The sequence below is a fragment of the Roseofilum sp. genome, assembly GCF_982964205.1.
In genome coordinates this window covers 32,820-44,068 of sequence record NZ_CEZBFX010000002.1, presented here as the reverse complement: position 1 = coordinate 44,068, position 11,249 = coordinate 32,820, and the positions used below count along the sequence as shown (strand labels likewise).

General features: G+C 45.9%; 9 protein-coding genes and 1 pseudogene. 7 read left to right on the top strand and 3 right to left on the bottom strand.

The genetic code is table 11. The features are described 5' to 3' along the window. Positions 1–28 precede the first annotated feature (28 nt). The gene (locus tag AC3A14_RS00900) at positions 29–937 is read left to right on the top strand and encodes an ROK family protein (RefSeq protein WP_318732012.1); all 909 of its coding nucleotides are present in this window, start codon (positions 29–31) and stop codon (positions 935–937) included. A gap of 253 nt (positions 938–1,190) precedes the next feature. Here the strand turns inward: AC3A14_RS00900 and AC3A14_RS00895 are convergent, their stop codons facing one another. The 3 genes from AC3A14_RS00895 to ctpA all read right to left on the bottom strand — a co-directional run bounded on the left by AC3A14_RS00895 (position 1,191) and on the right by ctpA (position 4,654). After that, a complete protein-coding gene (locus tag AC3A14_RS00895) occupies positions 1,191–2,312 on the bottom strand; it encodes a TRAP transporter substrate-binding protein (RefSeq protein ID WP_318732013.1) in 1,122 nt (373 codons plus the stop codon). A 99-nt stretch (positions 2,313–2,411) separates the two neighbouring features. Beyond that, positions 2,412–3,365: a pentapeptide repeat-containing protein gene (locus AC3A14_RS00890; RefSeq protein ID WP_318697950.1), complete on the bottom strand. Its 954-nt coding sequence runs from the start codon at positions 3,363–3,365 to the stop codon at positions 2,412–2,414. Positions 3,366–3,421: 56 nt separating this feature from the next. Further along, a complete protein-coding gene (ctpA, locus tag AC3A14_RS00885; protein WP_318732015.1) occupies positions 3,422–4,654 on the bottom strand; it encodes a carboxyl-terminal processing protease CtpA in 1,233 nt (410 codons plus the stop codon). A 76-nt stretch (positions 4,655–4,730) separates the two neighbouring features. Here ctpA and petB point away from each other — a divergent pair, with 76 nt between their 5' ends. The 6 genes and pseudogenes from petB to AC3A14_RS00855 all read left to right on the top strand — a co-directional run bounded on the left by petB (position 4,731) and on the right by AC3A14_RS00855 (position 11,139). Beyond that, positions 4,731–5,399, top strand: coding sequence for a cytochrome b6 (gene petB, locus AC3A14_RS00880; RefSeq protein ID WP_271944269.1), 669 nt, complete (start codon positions 4,731–4,733; stop codon positions 5,397–5,399). Positions 5,400–5,493: 94 nt separating this feature from the next. Then, positions 5,494–5,976, top strand: a complete 483-nt coding sequence (gene petD, locus AC3A14_RS00875; RefSeq protein ID WP_271944267.1) for a cytochrome b6-f complex subunit IV — start codon at positions 5,494–5,496, stop codon at positions 5,974–5,976. Between the two features lie 186 nt (positions 5,977–6,162). Next, positions 6,163–6,419 (top strand): annotated as a pseudogene (locus AC3A14_RS00870) (hypothetical protein); the annotation flags it as partial. A 336-nt stretch (positions 6,420–6,755) separates the two neighbouring features. Further along, positions 6,756–7,754 carry a tetratricopeptide repeat protein gene (locus AC3A14_RS00865; protein WP_318732016.1) on the top strand — a complete coding sequence of 333 codons (999 nt, stop codon included), beginning with the start codon at positions 6,756–6,758 and terminating at the stop codon, positions 7,752–7,754. A gap of 86 nt (positions 7,755–7,840) precedes the next feature. Next, complete coding sequence (locus AC3A14_RS00860; RefSeq protein WP_413038572.1) at positions 7,841–9,682, top strand: ABC transporter ATP-binding protein; 1,842 nt, start codon at positions 7,841–7,843, stop codon at positions 9,680–9,682. Positions 9,683–9,783: 101 nt separating this feature from the next. Beyond that, complete coding sequence (locus AC3A14_RS00855; protein ID WP_318732017.1) at positions 9,784–11,139, top strand: TrkH family potassium uptake protein; 1,356 nt, start codon at positions 9,784–9,786, stop codon at positions 11,137–11,139. Positions 11,140–11,249: the final 110 nt, after the last annotated feature.

Here is an 11,249-nt window from a genome sequence, read left to right as displayed (position 1 = left end):
TCCCTACCCCTCCAACCCATGCCCAACCATGAACCAACCCACAGTCATCGGCATCGATATCGGCGGAACCGGCATAAAACTGGGCCGGTTTACTCAAGATGGCAGTTGCCAAAACACTCTCACCATTGCCACCCCCCAACCCGCAACGCCAGAAGCCGTCCTTACTGCTCTACTCCAAACTCTTGCCGAACTTGACCCAGAGCAAACCGCCTTAGGCTTGGGAGTTGGAGTCCCCGGCCCCGTAGACGAAAGTGATAAAATTGCTCGCATTGCCATCAACCTATGTGACTGGCAAGATGTACCCCTAGCCTCGTGGTTAGAAGGCAAAACGGGTAAACCCACTGTCCTCGCTAATGACGCAAACTGTGCTGGATTAGGTGAATCCTGGATTGGAGCCGGCCGCAACTTCCAAGACCTGATCTTGCTCACCCTCGGAACCGGAGTTGGGGGAGCTATCATCATAAATGGAAAATTATTTACCGGTCGTCATGGCGCAGCCGGAGAACTGGGCTTAATCACCATTGACCTCTACGGCCATCCTTGCAACAGTGGTAACCGAGGCTCCTTAGAACAACAAGTGTCTATTCCTGCTATCCGCCGTCAAGGGCATCTTGAACCTCAAGAACTTGGCCACCTTGCCGAAAGTGGGAACCGACAAGCCTTAGATTTTTGGGAAAACTACGGTCACCGTTTAGGGGCAGGAATCGCCAATTTGATCTATATTTTAACCCCAGAAGCAGTTATTCTTGGTGGTGGAATTAGTCAAAGTGCCCCTTACTTCCTCCCTGCTACCCTAGCAGAAATTGAACAGCGGGTTCTACCGACTTCGCGCGAAGGACTCCAGGTTTTAGTCGCTGAATTAGGCAATCAAGCGGGAATGGTGGGCGCAGCTAAACTAGCCTGGCAACATTATACAGCGCTTTGCGCTGGGGAATAGGGAATAGGGAATAGGGTTGTGGTAAATGGAGAGAGAGGATTCAAGCTTGTGTTTCATAACGCAAGCAAAGTGCTGTATGAGTCATGAGTAGGGGCAAAAAAATGTGCCCCTACAACGCCTTTCTCACAGTTATTTAAATCTACTCTAAGTATTAGAACTCTTGCCTGATTGAGCAGACAATGAATCGTAATCCAAAAATCCTGGATTCTGATGTCTATTTCCTATTGCCTGACTTATGCAAGAAGTCTATTCATTAGGACTGACCAATGGCAAAACTCGAGTAACCTAACTCACTCACTGCGTGCCAACTAAAAATATCTGCTTGGAACTGTTTCCAAGAGTCATAAACTTCCTTAAAAGAAGGCTCTTCACTGGCTTGTTGTGCAAGCAACTCCTGAGTTGCTTGGCGACAAGCAGTTAAAATTTCTGGGCTGAAGGGTTGTAATTGGGTTCCCCGATCTTTAAGCCGTTTGAGAGCTTGGGGATTGAGGGTATCATAGCGAGCTAAACAATGAATATTGGCATCAGCCGCCGCACTCCTGAGAACATCCTGATATTCTTTGGGCAATTGATTCCACTGGTCTATATTTACCTGTAACTCAAAGGTTGAACCGGGTTCCCACCAACCGGGATAATAATAATATTGGGCCGCCTTATTCAATCCCAATTTTTCATCATCATAGGGGCCAACCCATTCGGCTGCATCAATAGCCCCCCGCTCTAAAGCGAGGAAGATTTCTCCTCCAGGTAATACCTGTACGTTAACGCCTAAACTGGCTAGGACTTTACCCCCAAATCCAGGGATTCTCATTTTCAAACCGTTTAAGTCGGCGACGGTATTCACCTGACGCTTAAACCAGCCGCCCATTTGTACGCCACTATTGCCGGCAGGAAAGGCAATTACATTAAAATCTGTATAGAGCTTATTCATCATTTCTTGACCACCACCATAGTAGAGCCAAGCATTTTGCTGTTGGGCATTGAGGCCAAAGGGAACGGTGGTTCCAAATACGAGGGCTGGATTTTTACCGATGTAGTAATAACTGGCACTATGGCCACATTCAACGGTTCCCGCTTGCACGGCATCCAAGACTTGCAGTCCAGGGACAATTTCTCCACCAGCAAAGACTTCGATAATAAATCGCCCATCGGTCATGGCTTCGACTTTATCGGCAACCATTTTAGCTGACCCATAGAGGGTATCGAGGGAGGTTGGCCAACTGGTGGCCATTTTCCAGCGGATATTAGGGAGGGCGCTATTGGTGGGACGGGTGCTAGTGTTTTGTGAAGTGGTGGTTTGGGCACTACAGGCTGCTAGGGCTAAGGTAGTAGCTGCTCCTGTTGTGGTATAGGCTAACAATTTACGGCGTTTCATAGGTTAAGTTCATATTAAAAAGCAGATTGAAGAGTCAATCATACCTCTGAAACTGGGTCACTACAATAGAAGTGTTGAGGTGGTTTCACTTAATGAGGGTTAATCTAGAGTTCTGAGACTCTCGAGAAAGTCTTGGACAACTTCTTGGGGGTTATTTTGGCATTGTTCGATGACGTAGGAGTCAATGAGAACAATGCCAGATTGCTGTAGCAGGCGATCGCGCTTAAGATCGAGAGTGCAGGATTGTTCTTCAATTTGAAGAATGCCACATTTACCACCATCGATGACCAGAAAATAAGGTTGAGACTCTGGTTTTCCCTCTAAAATGGTTCGCACATGGGGATAAAACAAGACCTTTTGTTGATGTAGGGCTTGGGCAATGTCTAATTCGACTTGGGAAAAAAACTGTAATCCTTGCCACTGATAGGGGCTGATTTCTGATTCATTTAACGATTGCTCTAAGCCTTCTGCATGAACCAAATGGGTATCGGTTAAATTCGTTGCACTCAAATCTGAACCCCGAAAAATAGCATAGGCGGCATTACAACGGCCTAAATTGGTCTGATTTAAATTCGTGTCACTTAAATCGGCTTTAATGAGATTGGCCCCACTCACATTGGCTCGACTTAAATCTGCGCCACTTAAATTAGCCCCACTTAAATTGGCCTGAGCTAAAGAAGCTTGAAGCAAACACGTTCCATTCAAATCTGCTTGTACTAAATTAGCAAAAATCAGATTGGCCCCACTCAAATCTGCATGGCTGAGATTAATATTAAATAAAGAAGCGCTACTCAGATTGGCTAACGTTAAATTCGAGCCACTGAGCAACGCCAAAAACAAATTAGCGCAACTTAAATCTGCATAAGAAAGATTAGTGTGGCTAAGATTAGCATGGGAAAAATTCACATAAAATAAATTGGCACGGGTCAGATTACTCTGACTTAAATCAATGCCACTTAAATCGGTGTAACTGAGATCAATCCCAGCTAAATCAAGACCTCGAAAATCCCGTTGCCCGCCACGATAAAGGTCTAAAAGGGTTTGTTTATCCATGGATAAGCACCCAAACTTTTCAGATGATGTACGCACGATCGACTCTAGTTTAGAGTTTAACTTTGGGTTTGTTGGGCTAGCACTTCTAGCGCAGCTTGATATTGGGAGTCAGAAGCGGTGGCGATTTGATGACGGGCGATCGCCTGGGCAGGAACGATTCGATCGGGTTCAATGCCTAACTGATTAATATCATGATGATCGGGGGTTTCATACTTGGCAATGGTTACGGCTAACCCAGAGCCATCTGATAAATCAAACAGGGATTGAATTAATCCCTTACCAAACGTCTTTTCTCCCAGTAATTGAGCGCGATGGTTATCCTGGAGTGCCCCCGCTAGAATTTCACTAGCACTGGCTGTTCCATGATTGACCAAAACTACCAGCGGATCGTTGGTTAGTGCGCCTCCAGTCGCCTCAAAGCTCTCCAAAACCCCTTGACGGTTGACCACATAAACAATCGTACCCCGATCGATCCATTGGCGAGCAATTTCAATGCCAGCGGTTAATAATCCGCCTGGATTATTGCGTAAATCCAGAATATATGCTGCGGCTCCTTGCTCTTCTAAATGAGCGATCGCCTGGCTCAGTTCTTGGGAGGCATAGGCATTAAACTGGGTTAAGCGCAGATAGCCAATCGGAATGGAGCCAGAGTCAGACTCAAGCGATCGCAGGTCCGAAATCACGGGATTGAGCGTAATACGATCGCGGGTAATCTCCACCCTGTGCTGTTCTGTGCGGTCTCGTTCAATGGTTAAGGTGACTACTGTTCCAGTCGGTCCCCGCATCCGGTTAGCTGCCTCTTCAATGGTTAACTCGCGAGTCGGAATACCATCAATAGCCATAATGCGATCGCGCGGTTGAAGTCCTGCGGTTTCTGCTGGCGATCCGGCGATCGGTGCAATCACCGTCAGCAGACCGGTTTGAGCATCTAAAGCAATCTGCAGTCCCACCCCACTCAACTCTCCTGAAGTCGTCACCTGCAAGCTGCGATAGGACTGGGGAGGCAAAAAGCGGGTAAAAGGATCGCCCAAACTCTTCAGCATTTGGTCAATGGCCACATAGGTCTCTTCGCGACTCTTGAGCGGCTTTTTCAGGGCTTTCTGGCGCACAAACCACCAATTTTGATGATTAAAGGTCTCATCTAAATAAGACCGATTCACAATGCGCCACACCTCGTTGTAGAGCTTCTGTTCCTGTGTCAGAGCATAGGCTGGAGAGATCCAACCCCCAAGGGCGATCGCCACATACAACACCAAAAAACACGCCACCCAAAAAATTCGCTTTACCATCACCTGTTTTATCATTACTTTGGCTATGTTACATTTCTATAAGAGCGCATTAATCTTTCATAGGATCGTTAACCGCATGTTTACCAAGCAGGTAAGAGAGTCAAAAACCTTTCAATGGTTTCAAGAACGTCTGGAGATCCAAGGCATCTCCGACGACATCACCAGTAAATACGTCCCTCCTCACGTTAATATCTTCTACTGTCTCGGTGGAATTACCCTCGTGTGCTTCCTCATCCAGTTTGCCACTGGATTCGCCATGACCTTCTACTACAAACCCACGGTAGCTGAAGCCTTCACCTCCATTCAATACATCATGAATGAAGTCAGCTTTGGATGGTTAATCCGCTCCATCCACCGTTGGTCTGCCAGTATGATGGTACTGATGATGATTCTGCACATCTTCCGAGTGTACCTTACCGGAGGCTTCAAAAAACCCCGCGAGCTAACTTGGGTTACCGGAGTTGTTCTAGCGGTCATCACCGTAACCTTCGGAGTTACCGGGTATTCTCTGCCTTGGGATCAGGTCGGATATTGGGCCGTTAAAATTGTAAGTGGCGTTCCTGCTGCTGTTCCTGTGGTTGGAGACCTTGTAGTTGAACTAATGCGAGGCGGTGAAAGTGTAGGTCAAGCCACCTTAACCCGCTTCTATAGCCTACACATCTTCGTCCTTCCTTGGTCGATCGCCGTCTTTATGTTGGCTCACTTCTTAATGATTCGTAAGCAAGGAATCTCTGGCCCCTTGTAAAGTGCGTAGCGTTAGGAAATAGGGAGATAAATCCCGACTGCTTCACTGCCGACTCCCTCTATATAATTGTTCCATTCATTATATTGATTGAACCATGTCCATTCAAAAGCCACCGGCCTTATCCGATCCCAAACTCCGGGAAAAACTCGCCCAAGGCATGGGCCATAATTACTATGGTGAACCTGCCTGGCCCAATGACCTGTTGTATACTTTCCCGGTCGTAATTGTGGGAACCCTCGGCTGCATCGTTGCCCTAGCGGTACTCGATCCTGCCTTTATCGGCGAACCTGCCGATCCCTTTGCCACTCCTCTGGAAATTCTGCCAGAGTGGTACTTCTATCCTGTATTCCAAATTCTGAGAACAGTTCCCAATAAACTGTTGGGCGTTCTGATGATGGCTTCCATTCCCCTAGGCTTAATCCTGGTTCCTTTTATCGAAAATGTGAACAAATTCCAAAATCCTTTCCGCCGTCCCGTCGCGACTGCGGTTTTCTTGTTTGGAACCCTGGTTACTCTCTGGTTAGGTATTGGAGCGGCTTTACCCATCGATAAATCTCTGACCTTGGGATTATTCTAAAGAGCGCTGGTAATGGGTAATCGGAAGTTCAACCCCTGTTAAGACCCAAACAGCATTGCTATAGAGCAGATTAGAATCATAATTTTCTAAGCACCGGTAAGGGAGGCGATCGCTCGATCTTTAGCTCTCCTGCCGGTGCTTATATCAATTAAAAAATAAATCGCTGGTTCATTCAATCACTCTATTATGGGAATTCAACTTAATTCGGGTTGGGACTTGGCAGTCGAGAACCGTAACGGTCAACTCACTCTTGTCGTAGAAGTCAAACGCAAAACCCATACCTCTCCTCAGTGGGTAGCACAATTGCGCCGCAATATTTTTGCCCATGGTACATTTCCGAAAGCTCCATACTTTCTAATGGTTTTTCCCGATCGATTTTACCTATGGTCGCTTATCAGGAGGAGAGCGAACCCACCTACACCATTAAGGCCACTCCTATAATGTCGCGAGCGCTTATTGCAGATTAAAGACTTCGATCTCTGTGATATTATTGATAAACTAAGAACATTCATACTGTCATACTGTAGAATGATCCCCAAGTTTGATCATGAGTATCGTTTTGTGCTCTCTACAATCTTCAAGTAAAATTAAGCTTATCTTTCCTAACTCAGAATGGGGAACCGTTTCAAGACCCAGAGGAGGAGGTGGTGAAGCGAGATCAGATGCAGCAAGAGTGCGATCCCGCATGGGCTAAACCACGCATTTGCTAAACTCAGAGAACTCAGTATCGATCCTAATCAATTTTAAATGGAACAGTAACAAAACAAGAGGAGGGGGAGATGTTCAGAAAAATTCAGCACTGGTTAGAGCAACTTTGGCAGTGGTTCAAGGGTTTATGGTCTTCGTCCCCTAGCTCCTTAGCCGATACCGCTACGACTTGGCCAACCGATACGGACTATGAAATGCGGTTTATGTCTTTTCTAGAGGGAATTCATCAAGGGAAAAGCCAAGTTCTCAAAGACTGGGAAAACCTACAGCAGGAGTATTCAGAAGATCAATGGATAGCCTGGTTAAAACGCTTTGGCCAGAAGGTCACCCAAAATTCAGAACCCAATGAAAAATTGGCAGAGCGCCTGATCCGGTTAGGGGAAGTGGGTTGTGGTGAATTGGGAGAAGTAGCGAAAGAGATTGGCGAACAGCTACACCCACCCATTTCTTTAGATGAGGATAATCCTCAAGTTTGGTTCGATCGCGGTAAACAATTACTCGATGAAGAGGATCAAAAAGCCCTAGAAGCCTTCGATCGCACTCTGGAACTTGACCCTAATCATTATCGCGCTGCCATTAATCGCGGAAATGCGCTGATGAACTTAGGCCAACATCAAGAGGCAATTTTAGCCTATGACCATGCCCTAGAATTAAACCCGGATGCCGATCTAGCTTGGGCCAATCGCGGTAATGTATTCTTTGATCTCGAAGACTATGAACAAGCGATCGCCAATTGGGACAGAGCAATAGAACTCAATCCAAAAGATCTCGAAACTTGGCATAATAAAGGGATTGTTTTAGGGGTCAAACTCAATCGGTTTGAAGAGGCGCTCGCTTGTTTTGACCAAACCCTGGCACTGCAAGCTGATGATGTACAAGCCTGGTTTCATCGAGGTATTGTCTTAGCCGCTCTAAATCGATGGGAAGATGCTCTAGAGAGTTGGAACCAAGTCACCGATCTGCAACCCGATTTTCAGGATGCTTGGATTAACAAAGGGGTCGCTCTGCAAAAATTAGGTCGCTATGCAGAAGCGATCGCAGCCAATCAACGGGCCATTAATCCCAGCTAATCCCTAGGGATTTTGATAAAATGCCCGTATTTACCAGTAAGTTTGCGGCTTTACTGGAAAATCACCCTAATTGCAGCCCCATCTCCATGAATGACTCGGTATTAGATGTTTGTAACCTCACTGTTCAATTCCAAACGGATGAGAAAGTGATTCAAGCGGTCGATCGGATTACTTTCTCGGTTAAACGAGGACAAACCCTAGGCATTGTGGGAGAATCTGGCTCGGGAAAATCGGTGACTTCCCTAGCCATTATGGATCTGGTTCCTCAACCTCCAGGAAATATAGCGAGTGGAGAAATTTGGTTTCATCCCCCTGAACAGGATCGCCTGAATTTACGCGACCTTTCTCCACAAAAGATGCAACAGTATCGAGGGAGTCAAATCTCGATGATTTTTCAGGAACCGATGAGTTCCTTAAATCCGGTGTATACCATTGGATTTCAATTGGTTGAAGCGCTACGATTTCATCAATCAATTTCCCCTTCAGAAGCAAGACGACAGGCGATCGCCCTCTTGCAAGAAGTGCAATTACTACCCAAGGATGAAATTTTACAACAACAGATATCAGAGGAATTTCCAGAAGTAACGAGCGATCGCCAACAGCAATCTTCGATCAATCGTCAAAAACAAGCCATCCTCGATCGCTATCCCCATGAACTCTCTGGCGGCCAACTGCAACGGGTCATGATTGCCATGGCCATTTCTTGCAATCCTACCCTCCTGATTGCCGATGAACCAACCACAGCCTTAGATGTGACCGTGCAAGCGACCATCCTGAATCTGTTGCGCGATTTGCAAAAAGCCAGGGGCATGTCCCTGATTTTTATTACCCATGACTTGGGCGTTATTGCTGAAATTGCCGATAGCGTCGTGGTCATGTATCAAGGAAAAATCGTGGAATCTGGCTCAGTTCTCGATATTTTTTCCCGTCCTCAACATCCCTACACCCAAGGCCTGTTAGCCTGTCGCCCCCAACCCGATTTACACTTAAAATATTTGCCCACAGTAGCCGATTTTCTCGAACAAGAATCTATAGTTACTTTAGACAAAACGGCCGAAGTTCAACCCCAAGATATCGAAGAGCGCCTAGAAAAACTCTATGAACAATCTCCTCTAATGGTGGTGAAAGACTTAAAGGTAGGTTTTCCCAGTAAAGGGATTTGGGGACAAACTCAGCGCTACACCATGGCCGTCAATGGAGTATCCTTTCAAGTCTATCCAGGGGAAACATTGGGATTGGTGGGAGAATCAGGTTGTGGTAAAACCACCTTAGCACGGACACTCCTCCAGTTGGTTCCCTCCATGGGTGGCATGATTGCCTTTGAAGGCGAACAACTGCAAACTTTAAGTATCAAGGCCTTGCGTTATTTTCGCCGACAGATGCAGATTGTGTTTCAAGACCCCTATAGCTCTCTAGATCCGAGGATGTCCATTGGTGATGCAGTCATGGAACCGTTGGTGATTCATCAGGAATTAGAATCTGGATCTGAACGACGCGACCGCGTACGTTATCTTCTAGAAAGAGTCGGTCTCGATCCGAGTTGGATGAGCCGCTATCCCCATGAGTTTTCCGGAGGACAGCGCCAACGAGTCTGTATTGCCCGCGCTCTGGCTCTGAATCCTAAGTTTATTATTTGTGATGAGTCCGTGTCTGCGTTGGATGTGTCGGTGCAAGCTCAGGTTTTGAACCTATTGAAAGAGCTACAAGAAGAGTTTAAGTTGACCTATATTTTCATTTCCCATGATTTGAGTGTGGTCAAGTTTATGAGCGATCGCATCATGGTCATGAATCGCGGTAAAGTAGAAGAAATTGGCTTCTCCGAGCAGATTTACAACTATCCCACCCAAGAATACACCCGCCAACTGATTGCGGCCATTCCCACAGGGACATTAGAGGAAATTAAACAGCGTCAGAGACAACCTCGTTAACTCCACTCTCCTTGCTTTATGAAGCACGTTCCGATATCCCCAAACCCCATTAAAAAAGCAGGGGGATTTTCCCTATTCCCTAGCGCGAAGCGCTACAACCCATGAGTGTTGCGCGTACCATTTGTCTGGGTTTTTTAGCCGTCATTGCGATCGGTACAGTATTGTTAATGTTACCGTTTGCCATTACCCCAGAAGGATTCGCCACCATTAACGGGCCCCTGGATTATGTGATGAAGGCCCTATTTACTGCCACCTCCTCCGTCTGCGTCACCGGATTATCCATCGTCGATGTCGGTCAATTCTATTCCTTTTGGGGGCAGTTGTTCCTATGCTTACTCTTTCAAGTCGGTGGTTTAGGCTACATGACTGCCACCACCTTTTTACTGCTCCTGTTGGGACGACAATTAGGATTGAGAGATAAACTCGCCATTCAACAATCCCTGGATACTCAAGGTATGGAAGGAGTAGGTCAGTTGGTGCGATCGATTATTGGCATGACCTTAATTTTTGAGATTACCGGAATTTTCTTATTAATCAGGGTGTTTCAACCTGATTATGGCAATGCTCAAGGACTATGGTTCGCCATTTTCCACAGCATTAGCGCCTTCAACAATGCCGGATTTAGCTTATTTAGTGATAGTCTCTCGTCCTACGCTACTTCCACCCCATTAGTGGCGATCGTTACCGCCTTAATTATTATTGGGGGCATTGGCTATCAAGTCATAATGGAACTCTACACTTGGTTTTATCGGCGCGTAGTTAAACGCAATCAAGGATTTACTTTTTCTCTCCATTTTAAGATTGTTACCAGCACCAATATCGTCCTTTTTGTTCTTGGTTTCTTAGCATTTTTGCAGACGGAATTTTCTAATCCGGCAACCTTAGAATCGCTGAATTTATGGCAAAAATGTTTAGCAGCTTGGTTCCAATCTGTGACAACGAGAACTGCTGGATTTAATAGCATTGATATTGGTAAAATGACCACCACCTCCTTATTTATTACCATTCCCTTAATGTTCATTGGCGCTAGTCCAGGCAGTACCGGGGGAGGAATTAAAACCACAACCTTTAGAATTTTGCTCAGTGCCACCAGAGCCGCGTTGCAAGAGCGAGAGGAAGTCCTATGTTATAAACGGCAAATTCCCAATCTTTTACTCATTAAGGCCGTAGGAGTAATTATTGCATCTCTATTTGTAATTATTTGCGGCACGGTTTTAGTGAGCATAAGTTCTGTAAAAATCGAGTTTTTAGCCATCTTTTTTGAGGTAGTTTCTGCCTTTAGCACCGTCGGTTTATCCACGGGAATTACGGATAGTTTGTCTCAATTTTCTAAGCTAGTGATTATCTTGATTATGTATATCGGTAGAGTTGGTATTTTATTGCTCATGGCTGCATTTTATCAAAATACCAAGCCCAAGGTTATTCGTTATTCTGAAGAGGATTTATTAATTGGATGACTAGCTTCTGGAAGTAATATCAAGTCCGTTGGATCAGTTATAATATGTCATTGCGAACGGAACGCAGTGGAGTGAAGCAATCTCTTTTAGCTCGGTAGTTTTAGCGATTG